Annotated in this window: 14 protein-coding genes; 7 read left to right on the forward strand and 7 right to left on the reverse strand. The window is 64.9% G+C overall.

Annotation, left to right across the window (positions count from 1 at the left end):
- The first annotated feature begins 14 nt into the window (after window positions 1-14).
- Window positions 15-1916, forward strand: a complete 1902-nt coding sequence (locus CLV78_RS06345) for a glycosyltransferase (RefSeq protein ID WP_245924855.1) — start codon at window positions 15-17, stop codon at window positions 1914-1916.
- Here the strand turns inward: CLV78_RS06345 and CLV78_RS06350 are convergent.
- A complete protein-coding gene (locus CLV78_RS06350; RefSeq protein ID WP_106203951.1) occupies window positions 1913-2563 on the reverse strand; it encodes a GntR family transcriptional regulator in 651 nt (216 codons plus the stop codon). The genes CLV78_RS06345 and CLV78_RS06350 overlap by 4 nt on opposite strands.
- A 134-nt stretch (window positions 2564-2697) precedes the next feature.
- Between CLV78_RS06350 and CLV78_RS06355 the strand changes: the two genes are divergently transcribed.
- Entirely contained in the window at window positions 2698-3342 is a 645-nt protein-coding gene (locus CLV78_RS06355) for a pyrimidine 5'-nucleotidase (protein ID WP_106203952.1), read from the forward strand.
- An 18-nt stretch (window positions 3343-3360) separates the two neighbouring features.
- Here CLV78_RS06355 and CLV78_RS06360 read toward each other — a convergent pair whose 3' ends face one another.
- The gene (locus tag CLV78_RS06360) at window positions 3361-4800 is read right to left on the reverse strand and encodes a calcium-binding protein (protein WP_158263458.1); all 1440 of its coding nucleotides are present in this window, start codon (window positions 4798-4800) and stop codon (window positions 3361-3363) included.
- A gap of 296 nt (window positions 4801-5096) precedes the next feature.
- Here CLV78_RS06360 and CLV78_RS06365 point away from each other — a divergent pair, with 296 nt between their 5' ends.
- Together CLV78_RS06365 and CLV78_RS06370 are read left to right on the forward strand one after the other, a co-directional pair.
- On the forward strand, window positions 5097-5333 hold the full coding sequence (locus CLV78_RS06365; RefSeq protein WP_106203954.1) for a hypothetical protein: 237 nt from the start codon (window positions 5097-5099) through the stop codon (window positions 5331-5333).
- An 84-nt stretch (window positions 5334-5417) separates the two neighbouring features.
- Window positions 5418-6617 (forward strand): FAD-dependent monooxygenase, encoded by a 1200-nt coding sequence (locus tag CLV78_RS06370; RefSeq protein WP_106203955.1) that lies wholly within the window; start codon window positions 5418-5420, stop codon window positions 6615-6617.
- Between the two features lie 69 nt (window positions 6618-6686).
- On the opposite strand, the gene CLV78_RS06375 is transcribed toward CLV78_RS06370, so the two are convergent.
- Window positions 6687-7811 carry an aminotransferase class V-fold PLP-dependent enzyme gene (locus CLV78_RS06375; RefSeq protein ID WP_106203956.1) on the reverse strand — a complete coding sequence of 375 codons (1125 nt, stop codon included), beginning with the start codon at window positions 7809-7811 and terminating at the stop codon, window positions 6687-6689.
- Window positions 7812-7935: 124 nt separating this feature from the next.
- Here CLV78_RS06375 and CLV78_RS06380 point away from each other — a divergent pair, with 124 nt between their 5' ends.
- On the forward strand, window positions 7936-8727 hold the full coding sequence (locus tag CLV78_RS06380) for a hypothetical protein (RefSeq protein ID WP_106203957.1): 792 nt from the start codon (window positions 7936-7938) through the stop codon (window positions 8725-8727).
- Here CLV78_RS06380 and CLV78_RS06385 read toward each other — a convergent pair.
- Window positions 8696-9163, reverse strand: coding sequence for an Lrp/AsnC family transcriptional regulator (locus CLV78_RS06385; RefSeq protein WP_106203958.1), 468 nt, complete (start codon window positions 9161-9163; stop codon window positions 8696-8698). The genes CLV78_RS06380 and CLV78_RS06385 overlap by 32 nt on opposite strands.
- A complete protein-coding gene (locus CLV78_RS06390) occupies window positions 9160-9615 on the reverse strand; it encodes an Lrp/AsnC family transcriptional regulator (protein WP_106203959.1) in 456 nt (151 codons plus the stop codon). Before CLV78_RS06390 ends, CLV78_RS06385 begins: the two co-directional genes overlap by 4 nt.
- A 137-nt stretch (window positions 9616-9752) precedes the next feature.
- Between CLV78_RS06390 and ilvC the strand changes: the two genes are divergently transcribed.
- Together ilvC and CLV78_RS06400 are read left to right on the forward strand one after the other, a co-directional pair.
- Complete coding sequence (gene ilvC / locus CLV78_RS06395; RefSeq protein ID WP_106203960.1) at window positions 9753-10775, forward strand: ketol-acid reductoisomerase; 1023 nt, start codon at window positions 9753-9755, stop codon at window positions 10773-10775.
- A 320-nt stretch (window positions 10776-11095) separates the two neighbouring features.
- Window positions 11096-12004: a DMT family transporter gene (locus CLV78_RS06400; RefSeq protein WP_245924856.1), complete on the forward strand. Its 909-nt coding sequence runs from the start codon at window positions 11096-11098 to the stop codon at window positions 12002-12004.
- Window positions 12005-12055: 51 nt separating this feature from the next.
- On the opposite strand, the gene glmM is transcribed toward CLV78_RS06400, so the two are convergent.
- Entirely contained in the window at window positions 12056-13399 is a 1344-nt protein-coding gene (glmM, locus tag CLV78_RS06405) for a phosphoglucosamine mutase (RefSeq protein WP_106203962.1), read from the reverse strand.
- Complete coding sequence (gene folP / locus CLV78_RS06410) at window positions 13396-14421, reverse strand: dihydropteroate synthase (protein WP_106203963.1); 1026 nt, start codon at window positions 14419-14421, stop codon at window positions 13396-13398. Before folP ends, glmM begins: the two co-directional genes overlap by 4 nt.
- Window positions 14422-14447 lie beyond the last annotated feature (26 nt).

Raw genomic sequence — 14447 nt, forward strand, 5'->3', positions numbered from 1 at the left:
GGGGCGTGCGGGTCGTGTCCGGTCAGCCGGCTCGTGTTATCGAGGGGGACGCCCCGGACCGGAAACTCCTTGGTCAACGCCTGCTGGAAAGTCGCCGCGTCGAGCCTGGCAACATGGTCAAGGCGCTGGCCATGCAGGCGCGTCAGGATGCCCGGCTCGGAGATATCCTGCTGTCCAACGGCATGATCTCCGAAGGCGCGCTGATGAAGACGCTGTCGGAGCAATGGGGCACCGAGGTGATAGACCTCGACACACGTGCCCCCGATGCGCGGATGATCGACAGCTACGGCGCGGTCCGCTGCCTGCGTGACGGTTTGGTTCCCTGGCAACGGGCTGGCTCGACCGTGATCGTCGCCACCTCCCGCCCGGAGAAGTTCGCCAACCATCGCCCGTCGCTGGAGGCGGAATTCGGCTCTGTCACCATGGCGCTCTGCACAGAGGGGGCCCTGCACCGCTCCGTCTGTGCTCTGCGCAATCCGGCGCTGGCTGCCCGGGCCGAACACCTGGTGCCACCCGACCTCTCCTGCCGCCGTTGGCGGGGTGGCGTCTCCGAGAAACTGATCGCGGCAGCCTGTATTGCTGCCCTTGTGCTGGCACTGCTGTTTCCGGTCCCGGTTTTCTCGGCCTTGGCAATCTGGGCGGTTGTGACCCTTGGGGCCACCCTTGCTTTGAAAACCGGCGCCCTCGTGGTCGCCTTGCGTCGCGCCGCTCTTGGGCGCGGGACCTTTCACACACAACGCGAGTCCGGCCCGACGATTGCACGATTGCCGACGGTCTCTGTCATGGTGCCGCTTTTCAAGGAAGAGGACGTCGCCGGCAGGCTGGTCAAGCGTCTGTCCCGCCTTGCCTATCCCAAGGAGTTGATGGACATCCTGTTGGTGGTGGAGGAGACCGACAAACAGACGCAGGACGTGCTGGCCGCAACCGAGCTTCCCCGCTGGATGCGGGTGGTGATCGTCCCCAAGGGCGGCGTGCAGACCAAGCCAAGAGCCCTGAACTACGCGCTGGATTTCTGCCGTGGCCAGATCGTCGGGGTCTGGGATGCCGAGGATGCGCCGGAGGCCGACCAGCTGCACAAGGTCGTGCGCCGCTTCCACGAGCGCGGCCCGACGGTCGCCTGTCTTCAGGGCGCGCTGGACTACTACAATGCGCGGACCAACTGGTTGAGCCGTTGCTTCACCATTGAATATGCGAGCTGGTTCCGTGTCGTCCTGCCCGGGCTACAGCGGATGGGGTTGGCGATGCCGCTTGGCGGAACGACACTCTATTTCCGCCGGGAAGCGCTGGAGAAGATGGGCGGCTGGGACGCCCACAACGTGACCGAGGATGCCGATCTGGGAATGCGGCTGGTGCGCATGGGCTACCGGACCGAGATGGTCGACACCACGACCCACGAGGAGGCCAACTGCCGGGTCCTGCCCTGGATCAAGCAGCGGTCGCGATGGCTCAAGGGTTATGCGATGACATGGGCGGTCCACATGCGCGACCCGCGCCAGCTCTGGCAGGATCTGGGGCCATGGCGGTTTCTCGGGTTCCAGATCCTGTTTCTTGGCACGCTGTCGCAATTCGTGCTGGCGCCAGTCCTGTGGAGCTTCTGGGGGCTTGCCCTCGGCCTCCCGCACCCGCTCGCCGGCGTCATCCCGGCGCTTCTCTTCTGGCCGATGGTCGCGGTCTTTCTGGGCTCCGAGGTGGTGAACCTGCTGGTCGGAATCCTGGGCGCAAGGGCGGTCAGACGGGCGCATCTCTTCAAGTGGGTGCCAACGATGCACGCCTATTTCCCACTCGCCGCATTCGCCTCCTACAAGGCGTTCTACGAGATCCTCACCCGGCCCTTCTACTGGGACAAGACCTCCCACGGCTTCCATGACGAACACGACGACCTCGCGGCGCGCGCCCAAGACGTCGACGCGGCCTAGAGGCTAACGGGCGCGTCGCTGTCGAGCGTCAGGCGCTGCACGAAGGCGCTGGAGATATGCTCCTTGAGCGCATCGTAGGCGGCTTCCTCGTCGCGTGCCTTGATCGCGGCGACGATGGCCTCATGCTGGGCCAGGGCCACCTCGCCCCGCCCCTCCGCTGCCAGCGAGGTGGTCGCCATCAGCGCCATGGAGCGATAGACGAGGTCGAGTTGCTGCACCAGGAAACGATTGTGGGACGCAAGGTGGATCTGCCGATGAAAGCGCCGGTTCGCCCGCGCAAGGGCAGAGGGATCGCTGACCAGCTTCCGGTCAGCCTCGATCAGCGCCTCAAGGACCTGCACTTCTTCCGCGGCGGCGTGCCGTGCGGCGAGGCGGGCGGCCAGACCCTCCAGTTCCGAGCGCACTACGTAGAGCTCTGCCAACTGGTTGTGATCGAGCGAAGCCACGATCAGGCTGCGCCCGTCGCGGGCCAGCAGCGATTGCGTCTCCAGCCGTTGCAATGCTTCGCGGATCGGCGTGCGCGACATGCCGAAACGTTCGGCCAGTTCCGATTCGACCAGCCGGTCACCGGGCTTGTAGACGCCGACGTCAATGGCCTCCAGGATCAGGTCATAGGCGTCCTTCTGCGGGGTCTTTTCGCTCGACATGGGAATGTCCGTACTGATTGCGCCCCCCACGCTACAAGACGGCATCGGGAAATCAAGGACTTGGCCGACGGAGCCACCCATGCGTGGCCAGGATGCCGCTTGCCAGCCTAAGCCTGCGCTCCTAGGGTCCGCCCATGGTTGCCGATCGCTTCTCCCATGTCCGCTCCTGGGTCTTTGACCTCGACAACACGCTCTATCCACCGCAGGCCCGCCTCTTCGACCAGATCGAAGTGCGGATGACGGCATGGGTGATGCGCGAACTCGGCGTCGACCGCGCCGAGGCGGATCGCCTGCGTCAGGTTTACTGGCGCGACTACGGCACGACGTTGGCCGGGCTGATGCAGGTTCACGGCGTGGATCCGGGACCCTACCTGACGGAAGTGCACGAGATCGACCTCTCGCACCTCGTCCCCGACCCGGCCCTGGCAGATGGGATTGCAGCGCTTCCCGGACGGCGGATCGTCTACACCAACGGCTCCCGCCCCTATGCGGAACGGGTGGTCGCGGCGCGTGGGCTGTCGGACCTCTTCGACGCGATCTACGGCGTCGAACATGCTGATTTCCACCCCAAGCCGGAGCGTGCGGCCTTCGAGGCGGTCTTTGCTACCGACGGGCTCGACCCCACCTTATCGGCGATGTTCGAAGACGATCCCCGCAATCTGGCGGCGCCGCACGACATGGGGATGCGCACGGTCCACGTTTCCGAGGCGCCGGAACCGGCGCCCCATATCCATCACCACACCGACGATCTGGCAGGTTTCCTGGGGCGCCTGCGCTGACCGCCGGAGCCGAACCGATCAGATGAGCTCAATCGCATCCGTGACGGCGGAGAGCCTGTTGATATTGCTGAAGATCAGGATATCGCCGGTATCGAATTCGAGTGCCTTCTCACCCTCGATCTCGGTTCCGTAGGCGCGCACCACACCGGCCGCGGTCTGGTTCTTGCCGATGTCGAGCGCGGTGCGTTGCAGCTCGACCGTGTCGAAGGCCTTCTCGAAATCGAGGATCGTGTCGACGCCCGCAGCGAAGACAAAGGTGTCCGATCCCCGCCCGCCCTTCAGATCATCCGAACCGGCCCCTCCGTCGAGCCGGTCGCCACCGGCACCGCCAATGAGCCTGTCGCCGCCGGGCCCGCCGCTGATCACGTCGCGCCCGAGCCCGCCATTGGCCGTGTCCGCGCCCTTGCCGCCCGCGAGCGTATCGTTGCCGTCCTGACCATCCAGAATGTCGTTGCCGTTCCCGCCACGAAGCTCGTCGCTGCCGGAGCCGCCACGGAGCGTGTCGTTGCCACCGCCGCCGTCGAGCACGTCCGCACCCTTGTCGCCGCGAAGATCGTCGTTGCCGCCCCGGCCAAGAAGCGTGTCGTTGTCAGCGCCGCCTTCGAGCCGATCGGCGCCCGCGCCACCGTCGAGCCGGTCGTGACCGGAACCGCCCTTGAGCGTGTCGTCGCCAGCGCCCCCCTTGAGGGTATCGCGCCCACGCCCGCCGTCGAGCGTATCATTGCCGCCGCCACCGAGGAGGAGGTCGTTGCCATTGCCGCCCTTTACGGTATCGCGACCGGCACCGCCGTCGGCCCTGTCATCCTGGCTGCCGCCGTCGAGCATGTCATTTCCGGCCCCCCCCAGAAGCTTGTCCTTGCCGGCATCGCCAAAAACCATGTCGTTGCCGTCCTGCCCGTTGACGGTATCCTTGCCCTTGCCACCGCGAACCGTATCGGGCCCGGCGCCGCCACGTACGGTATCATCGCCATTGAAGCCATTCAGGTCGTCCTCGATCGACCCACCCTGGATGGTGTCCCTGCCGCTGAAGATGGATCGGTTCAACGCAAGGTTGTCACTGTTGTCGTAGGTCTTGCTGACCCTGAAGAAATCTTCCGCCTTCAAGTTCAACCCCTTTACCTCGGTCCGGTAGTTGTTGCCGACCTCAAGGTAGCGATTGATTACCCCCACGTAGGGCGTCGACATCCCGTGGCCTTCGTGGCGCACGGTCCGGTATTTCAAACCCGCGCCGAACCACTGGTCGTCGGGGTTTTCGGCAACCGGGATCGTGGGAATTCCCGGGATATTGGGAAGGTTGGGCGTGCCCGGAATCTGTCCGCCCGGATCGAACCGGACCTTGAAACCCGATGCCGACATGGCGAAGGGTTCTGCCTTTCCCTGGAAATAAAAGGACGGAAATCCCGGAACGCCCTTGGATTGCTGGTTCTCGATCGGTCCGCTTGCAATGAAATCAACCATATCCATGCTCCAACGCTGAATTCTCCGAACGGTACCCCGCAGCCGCTCCTCGCGGCAAGTCCGCAGACCCCGCATCGCGGTGAATGCCTGGGATGCCATCATTCGGGTGGGAGAAAACCGCTCCGACGCCGGCTGCGCCGGTCGCGCGCGCGATGAGAGCGCAATGTGAGCCAGCCGCGTGCAGCGCGGGGAAAACCCGACACCTGCGGCATGATGCACCCGACGCAGCCCGGAAAAATGCGCTATCCTGCGCGGCAAAACACCGATCCGGCAAACGACACCTGGAGAGACCCGACATGAGCGATGAACACGCCACCCCGACCGAAAGCCTCACCCCCTATTCCGGCGATCGCGGCTGGAAGGGCCTGGAGCGCAGCGCCGGCGAAGGCGCTTTCTTTGCCATCGTTGCCGCGCTTCTTGTCGTGGCCGTGCTGGCCGGCGTGACCATGGGCGTGGCCGGTGTTGGTGTCGTCTTTGTCCTCCTGACCTTCGTGTCGCTCGCGGCGCTGGTGCTGATCTCCATCGGGCAATAGCCTGGCCCGGTCCCTTGCGGGACCGTTTGCCGCTTGTGCAGGGTGGCCGTCCGGCCCTACATCCGGGTGCAGGAGGGTCCTGACATGGCACGCACCGAAACCGACATCCTGATTGCCGGCGGCGGGATCGCCGGCCTCACCGCCGCGCTGACCTTTGGTCGCGCGGGATTTCGCGTTGTGCTGGTCTCCCCCGAGCCGCCGGTGACGGAGGGCGATGCGGATGGCTCCGACCTGCGCTCCACCGCTTTCCTGCAACCGGCAAAGGTCCTCTTTGAACAGATCGGGCTTTGGGATGACCTCGCGGGCACGGCAACCCCGCTTAACGTGCTGCGGGTCGTGGACACCGTCGGGTGGCCGCCGCAGATCCGCGACAGCCGGGAGTTTCAGGCAACCGACCTGGGCGAGAGAAGCTTCGGCTGGAACCTGATGAACTGGCGCGTGCTGCAAGGGTTGGCGCGAACGCTGAACGGGCTCGATAACGTTGTGCTGCGCTTCGGCACATCCTTCGCGTCGATGGTGGCGCGGGACGCAGGCGCAATCGTTCAACTCAGCAGCGGCGATTCGGTGGCCGCAAAGCTGGTGGTGGCCGCAGACGGGCGCAATTCGGCTGTGCGCGAAACCGCCGGGATCGGCGTCAAGACCACGCGCTACGGCCAGAAGACACTGGCCTTCGTGGTCGGGCATTCCAAGCCGCATGCCAATGTCTCCACCGAGATCTACAACGAGGGCGGCCCCTTCACGCTGGTGCCCCTGCCCGATCTCGATGGTCAACCGGCCTCTGCGGTGGTCTGGATGAACCCGGGCGCGCGGGCCGAGGAGCTTGCCGCAATGGACTGGGTCGCGTTCGAGGCACGGATGTCCGAGCGGTCCTGCTATATCCTCGGGCCGCTGCACCTGAAGTCGGAGCGCAGGCTCTGGCCGATCATCAGCCAGCGGGCGGAGCGTCTGGCTGCGCCGCGCGTCGCGGTGATGGCAGAGGCCGCCCATGTGATCCCGCCAATTGGCGCACAGGGGCTGAACACCTCACTCAACGACCTTGTCCTGCTGCGAGACCTGGCACTGATGGCCGGACGCGAGGGGCTTGGCGGCGACGATATGCTGGAGCGCTACGACCGCACGCGCGGCGCCGACATCCGCAAGCGGGTCCGCGCGATCGATGCCTTCAACCGCATCACCAGGTCGCCCAACCCACAGGTGCAGATGCTGCGCCTCGCAGGGATGAAGGCCGCGCATGACCTTGGCGGCTTGCGGCGCGCGATCATGAAGGCCGGGATGGGCCACTAGCGGCACCGGCCGCGCTGCCATCGGAGGCGCCTCCCGGAGGATCTCCGGAAGACGGCGTCGCAGTCAGTTTCAGAACACTTCGTCGATTGCCGCCTGCAACCGGGAGAGCGCGCCCGGCACGTCATAGAGCTTGTCGAGCCCGAAGAGCCCGAGGCGGAAGGTGCGGAAATCTTCCGGCTCGTTGCACTGGAGCGGAACACCTGCGGCGATCTGCAGGCCAAGCGCCGCGAATTTCCGACCCGTCTGGATCTCCGGATCATCGGTGTAGGAGACTACCACACCCGGCGCACCGAACCCGTCGGCGGCCACGGATTTCACGCCTTTCTGCGCCAGCATTTCGCGCACCCCGTCGCCAAGTGCCCATTGCGCCTCCCGAAGGCGCTCGAAACCGTGTTCCCGCGTCTCCAGCATCGTGTCGCGGAAGGCGCGCAGACTATCGGTCGGCATGGTGGCGTGATAGGCATGGCCGCCGTTTTCATAGGCTTCCATGATCGTGCGCCATTTCTTCAGGTCGAGTGCAAAGCTGCTGCTCTGGGTCTCGGCCAGCCGGGCCTGCGCGCGCGCGTTCATCATCACGAGGCCCGCACAGGGCGTGGACGACCAACCTTTCTGCGGGGCCGAGATCAGGACATCCACACCGGTCGCTTTCATATCGACCCAGGCTGCGCCCGAGGCGATGCAGTCGAGCACAACCAATGCGCCGACCTCATGCGCCGCCGCAGCCATTTGCGTGATGTACGCGTCCGGCAGGATCAACCCGGCGGCGGTTTCGACGTGGGGCGCAAAGACGACGTCGGGCCTTGTGTCGCGGATCCTGGCGACGACTTCCTCGATCGGCGCCGGCGCGAAGGGCGCGCGGGTGTCGTTGCCGGATTGCCGCGCCATCAGCACCGTGGTCTCGGACGTGAACTTGCCCGCATCGAAAATCTGTGACCAACGGAAGGAGAAGAAACCATTGCGCACGATCAGGGCGTGGGCATCGGTGCCGAACTGGCGTGCGACGGCCTCCATGCCACAGGTCCCGCCGCCCGGAACAATGGCCACGGCGTCAGCCTGGTAGACCTCCTTCAGCATCTCGTTGATATCGAGCATGACGCGTTGGAAGGCCGCCGACATGTGGTTGAGCGAGCGGTCTGTGAAGACGACGGAATATTCGAGAAGGCCGTCGGGATCGACGGTATCGAGCAATGCCATTGGGACCTCCGTGGTTTTAAGGCGTGGTAGCGCGTGTGGACGGTCGGGGAAAGGGCGCGATTGGCGCACGTCGGCCAAGACGCTTGACACCCCGGGGGTCCGCACCAGATGCCTTGGAGATCGAATGCACGGGGTCGGCATGAGCGACGGCGGTGGAATTGTCCTGATGATCGGCAGTGGGCCGGACGCCACGCGGTGCCGCGATTGGCCTCGCGGCGCCATTTCCACCATCGTGGCGATCAACAACGCCTGGCAGCTACGGCCGGATTGGGACTACCTCGCCTTCCCCGATGATTTCGCGGAGGACCGAAAACCCCACCGACAGGCGCCGTCCCAGCGAATCGTCCGGTCCGACGCCTATGTGCCGGCCAACAACACCTATGGCGGTGTCTTGTTCGCCGGGGGCACGATGGCCTTTTCCGCCGCCTACTGGGCGCTGGCCGCGTTGAAGCCTCGCGTCCTGGCCTTTCTGGGTTGCGACATGGTGTACCCAGCCACCGGGCGAACCCATTTCTACGGCACAGGATCCGCAGATCCGCTACGCCGGGATGTCAGTCTGCGCGATCTGGAGGCCAAGTCCGCACGGCTGGAGCTGCTCGCCGCACAGGACGGTTGTGCCTGTGTGCGCCTTTCGGAAGGGGACAGCCGCCTGACATTCCCACCGGTCGCGCCTGCCGCGCTGTCGAAGGTCGCGCGCCCCGTGCTCCGGAACAGTGGGCACGCCATCCGCGCGGCGCTGGACGCAGAGATACGGTCGGGCATGAGATTCGACAGTGGCCGCTACTGGGACCATCTCGCGGAAATCGACATCCCCGAAATTGACGAGATCGACCGGCTCTGGCGTCATGCCTTCGCGTCAGAAACCGGCCGCCACATCGATCGAGCTAGATCGGACCGGGCAGCCGTTCTTCGCTGAGCAACACATTCGCCTCGACGTTTCCCACCCCTGGCAGCGTCATGATCCGCCGACGCAGCACACGTTCGAAATCCGCGAGGTCCCGCGCGACGACCCGTAAACGGTAGTCGTAAAGACCAAGCACGTGCTCGACGGTCTGCACTTCCGGAATGGCGCTGGCCGCCCGTTCGAACTCGTCAAGGCTCACCCTGCCCTTCGTGGCCAGCTTCACGCCCAGAAAGACCGTGACGCCGAAGCCCAGCGCCTCCCGGTCGAGCACGAGGCGTCGACCGCTCAGCACGCCGGCCTCCGTCAACCGCTTCACGCGGCGCCAGGCGGCCGGTTGCGACAGGCCAAGCCGGCGGCCCAGTTCGCCGGTGCCCAGCGTAGCGTCCTCCCGGAGTGCGCGGAGCAACGCGCGATCCTGATCGTCGAGTTCGAACGAAGGCTCGGTCATATCGGAAGTTCCTCGTCGGCCTTGATGGTGGCGACATGTACAAGTGCCTCGATATCGGCGATGTGCGGCAGGGTCAGCAGGCGGGTTCGATAGAGATGCTGATAGTGGGCCATGTCGCGGGCGATGACCACGAGGCGCAGATCCACACGACCAAGAAACGTTTGTATTTCAAGAACCTCCGGAACGTTTCTCGCCTCCCGGATGAAGATGTCAAAGGCGTTGGTCTCGGTCTTGTCGAGCGTGAACCGCAGGCTCACGTGCACGGTGTAGCCAAGGGCCCGCCAGTTGATCACGGCTTCCTGTCCCTTCAGGATGCCCCTGTCGCGCAGCCGGGCGATCCGGCGGGAACAGACCGCGGAAGTGGTGCCCGCAGCATCGGCAAGCTCCGCCATCGCGATTCCCGGATCGGGCTGAAAATGGCGCAGAATGCGTCGGTCGAGGTCGTCAAGCATAATTTTTCCGGGTTTCCACTAAAACACGAATGATCGAGCGCAAGATTATTCGATTTCGCCACAAATCGAAACGTCTATTCGACCAAAACCCATATGATGCGCTTCATCAACACCGCTCAATGCTGAAGGAAAAGAACATGCGCGTGTATTATGATCGCGATTGCGACATCAACCTGATCAAGGACATGAAAGTCGCCATCCTCGGGTACGGCTCGCAGGGCCATGCCCATGCCCTGAACCTGCGCGACAGTGGCGCCAAGAACGTGGTCGTGGCGCTCCGCGACGGCTCCGCCTCCAAGGCGAAGGCCGAGGGCGAAGGCCTGCAGGTGATGGAAATCGCCGAAGCCGCCGCCTGGTGCGACCTGATGATGTTCACCATGCCCGATGAACTCCAGGCCGAGACCTACAAGAAGTACGTGCGCGACAACCTGCGGCCCGGCGCTGCGATTGCGTTCGCCCACGGCCTGAACGTGCATTTCGGCCTGATCGAGGCGCCCGAGAGCGTCGACGTGATCATGATGGCCCCGAAAGGCCCCGGCCACACCGTGCGTGGTGAGTATACCAAAGGGGGCGGCGTGCCCTGCCTCGTGGCGGTGCACAACGACGCCTCCGGTCGCGCACTGGAAATCGGCCTCTCCTATTGCTCCGCCATTGGTGGCGGCCGCTCCGGCATCATCGAGACCAACTTCCGCGAAGAATGCGAAACCGACCTCTTCGGTGAACAGGCCGTCCTGTGCGGTGGCCTTGTCGAACTGATCCGCATGGGCTTCGAGACGCTGGTCGAGGCCGGCTACGCCCCCGAGATGGCCTATTTCGAGTGCCTGCACGAGGTGAAGCTGATCGTGGACCTGATCTACGAAGGCGGCATTGCGAACATGAACTACTCCATCTCCAACACCGCGGAGTATGGCGAGTATGTCTCCGGGCCTCGCATCCTGCCCTACGACGAGACGAAAGCGCGTATGAAGGCCGTTCTGAACGACATCCAGACCGGCAAGTTCGTGCGCGACTTCATGGCCGAAAACACCGTCGGCCAGCCGTTCTTCAAGGGCACCCGTCGCCTCAACGACGAGCACCAGATCGAGCAGGTCGGCGAAAAGCTGCGTGCCATGATGCCCTGGATCTCTGATGGCAAGATGGTCGACAAGGCGCGGAACTGATCCGCAGACCGGCACGAATGCGGAAAACCCCGGTCATTCGACCGGGGTTTTCTTTTCTGTCCGCGCGCGCTGCCCCAATGCCGGACAATATCGGGGCACGCACTTGACCCGAACATCCCCGGAAGAGTGATCGGATTGACGCGGAACCAAAACAGCGCACGACACGCCACCCTGAGGGTCATATCTCGCCGCGACGCCACGTGCCCAAGCCGCCCGGACCGGGGCGGCTTTCCCGGCGCACAACGCCGTAGCCTCTTGATCCCGCGATGGTTCTCACGGAAAGGTCGCACATGAGTTCCCCTACGCCGCAGAACCCTGGCATGAGCAACTGGCTCCTTATCACCTTTCTCGGCGTGATCTGGGGCGCCGCGTTCATGACACAGGCAATCGCGTTGGAGGGGTTCGCGCCATTGACGCTGGCGGCGCTACGCACCTCCATCGCGGCGGTTTTCCTCTGGGGAGTCGGCGCGATGGCAGGGCAACCGCTTTCCAGCATCACGCGGCAGGCCGGCGCGCGGGGCTGGAGGTTCTCTTTCGTGATCGGGCTGGCGTCCTTCGCCGTGCCCTTCGTGCTGCTGGCCTGGGGATTGCAATTCGTTCCCTCTGCCTTTGCGGGCATCACCATGGGCATGCTGCCACTCCTGATCCTGCCGCTTGTGGCGGTGTTTTCACCCGAGGAAGGCATCGGACCGCGCCGCATCGTTGGCGTGACGCTCGGTTTCATCGGCTTGATCATTCTGATCGGTCCGGAGGCAATCCTGGCGAGGGCGGGCGACAACGGGCTTTGGGGGCGACTGGCCTGTATTGGCGCTGCTTGCTGCTATGCCATTGGCTCCGTGGCTACGCGCCTGGCCCCGAAGATGCCGCCCATCGCCTTCGCCGCGGCGACCCTTGGTGCGGCGGGCTGCCTCCTTATGCCGCTCGCCCTGGCCGTCGAGGGGATACCAAACGACCTCAGCCTGCGTCCGGTGCTCGCCTTGCTCTACGTCGCCCTGCTGCCCACAGCCATCGCCGGTGTGATCCGGATCCGGGTCATCACCACGGCGGGATCCCTTTTCATGAGCATCACCAACTACATGGTACCGGTCTGGGCAGTGATCTTCGGCGTCACCCTGATGCGGGAGGACCTGCCTGCACAGATGTATGTCGCGCTGGCGTTGATCCTGCTCGGCATTGCTGTCAGCCAGAGTCGCGCGATCCAGGCCAGTGTTCGGGCGCGACGCCGTTAGGCCATGCTCCCGGACGCGTCCGGGAGGCGCCGCGGTTCCATGGCCGCGCCGTCAGACGGCGGCCTGCACCGCGTCGACGACCGAATCAACGACGCGTTCAAGCAACTGCGCATCCTCGCACTCTGCCATCACGCGGATGAGCGGCTCGGTGCCGGACTTGCGGATCAGCAGCCGCCCATTGCCGGTCAGCTTGGTTTCGGCGTCCGCAATCGCAGCCTTTACCCCATCGGTGTCGAGCGGGGCCGCACCGGCCTCGTAGCGCACGTTCTTCAGCAATTGCGGCACGGTCTCGAAGCTCTTGGAGAGTTGCGAGGCCCGCTGGTTCGTCTCTGCCATCGCGGCGAGGAACTGCAGCGCCGCGATCAGCCCGTCGCCGGTTGTCGCATAGTCGGTCATCACGATGTGGCCGGACTGTTCACCACCAAGGTTCCAGCCCCCTTCGCGCATGCGCTCCACGACATAGCGGTCGCCGACAGCCGTCCGCTCCAGACGCAGCTTCTGATCCTCGAGGTAGCGTTCCAGACCAAGGTTCGACATCACCGTTGCAACCAGCGCGTCGCCCTTAAGTTGCCCGTGCTGCGCCCATCGGGCCGCCAACAACGCCATGATCTGATCGCCATCGGCCACCTGGCCATTCTCGTCGATGATCATCACCCGGTCGGCATCGCCATCGAGGCAGATGCCCACATCCGCACCGTGGGTCAGTACAGCCGCGGCCGCGGTCGCCACATGGGTGGAGCCGCAATCCTTGTTGATATTGACACCGTTGGGTGTCACGCCAAGCGGAATGACATCGGCGCCAAGCTCCCAGAGCACCTCCGGCGCGGTCTTGTAGGCGGCGCCGTTCGCACAATCCACAACCACTTTCAGCCCCGAGAGCTTCAGGTGGTTGGGAAAGCTCGCCTTGGCCCGCTCCAGGTAGCGGAACCGGCCGTCGTCAATCCGCCGCGCACGGCCGATATTCTCCGCGGCCGCAGGCTCCACACCGTTGCGGACCATCTCCTCGATCTCCGCCTCCGCCTCGTCCGAGAGCTTGAAGCCGTCGGGGCCGAAGAACTTGATCCCGTTGTCATGATACGGGTTGTGGCTGGCGGAGATCATGATCCCCACGTCTGCCCGCATCGAGGTGGTCAGGTATCCGACTGCCGGTGTCGGGACCGGCCCCAGCAGGTAGACGTTCATTCCGGTCGAGGTCAGCCCAGCCGTCAGCGCGGTCTCGAACATGTAGCCCGACAGGCGTGTGTCCTTGCCGATCACCACCCTGTGTTCGGCCTTGCCGTCGCGGCGGAAGAACCTGCCCGCCGCAGCACCGAGCTTCAACGCCGTCTCGGCGGTCATCGGATGGCTGTTCGCCCGGCCTCGCACGCCATCGGTGCCAAAAAGAGTTCTGCTCATATCGCCTCCCTCGGGGCTGTGCCGCTGCCGACGGCCTGAAACAGACGCAGCGCCTGCCGCGTTTCAAGCACATCATGCACCCGTAATATCTGCACTCCCTGTGCCACACCCGCAAGGGCCACCGCAACCGAGCCGGGCCCCCGGTCGCACGCCTCCGCCGCCCCGCCGATGGTTCCGATGAAGCGTTTTCGCGAGGCGCCAAGCAGGATCGGGCAACCGAGTGCGTGAAACAGCGACAGTCGCGCAAGCAGGGCGAGGTTGTGCTCCAGCGTCTTTCCGAAGCCGATCCCCGGATCAGCAATGATGCGCCTGCGTGCAATCCCGGATGCCTCGGCTTGCGCGATCCGCGCTTCGAGGGCGTCATAGACATCGAGCAGCACATCGTCATAGCGCGGGTCGTCCTGCATGGTGACCGGTGTCTCGATGGAATGCATGATGCAGACAGGTACGTCACGGCTCGCCACCAGCGGCGCGAGTTCGGTGTCGAACCCCAGCCCGGCAACGTCATTGACAAGATCCGCCCCGGCATCCAGCGCCGCCGCTGCGACCGGAGCCTTGCGGGTGTCGATGGAGATCGAAACTTTGAGCCCCGCGTCCCGCATCGCCGCAATAACGGGTGCCGTGCGGGCGATCTCCTCCTCGATTGCGACTTCGGCGGCCCCGGGGCGCGTGGATTCGCCCCCGATATCAATGACCTCCGCCATCTGCGCCATCTCCGTGGCACGGGCCAGCGCAGCGGTCGGCGTGTGATGTCTCCCACCGTCGGAAAAGCTGTCCGGCGTCACGTTCAGGATCCCCATGAGGGACGGGCAGTCCATGCGCAACAGCCCGAGATCGGGCCTTGGCCCGGTCAGGCGCCGAAGCGCATCGCCGGGGATCTCTGCCGCTGGCACGACTTGCGGCGCAGCGTCCCGCCGCAACACTTCAACCCGGTCGAACCAGCACCAGCCTCCAGCCAGCGATTCGGCCGTCGCGGGGCGCGCGATGTCGAATTTCGGGATCGGACGATAGTAGAGCCTCATGACACCTTCCCCCGGCACGAACCGGA

The organism is Aliiruegeria haliotis, from assembly GCF_003003255.1.
Lineage (GTDB): Bacteria > Pseudomonadota > Alphaproteobacteria > Rhodobacterales > Rhodobacteraceae > Tropicimonas > Tropicimonas haliotis.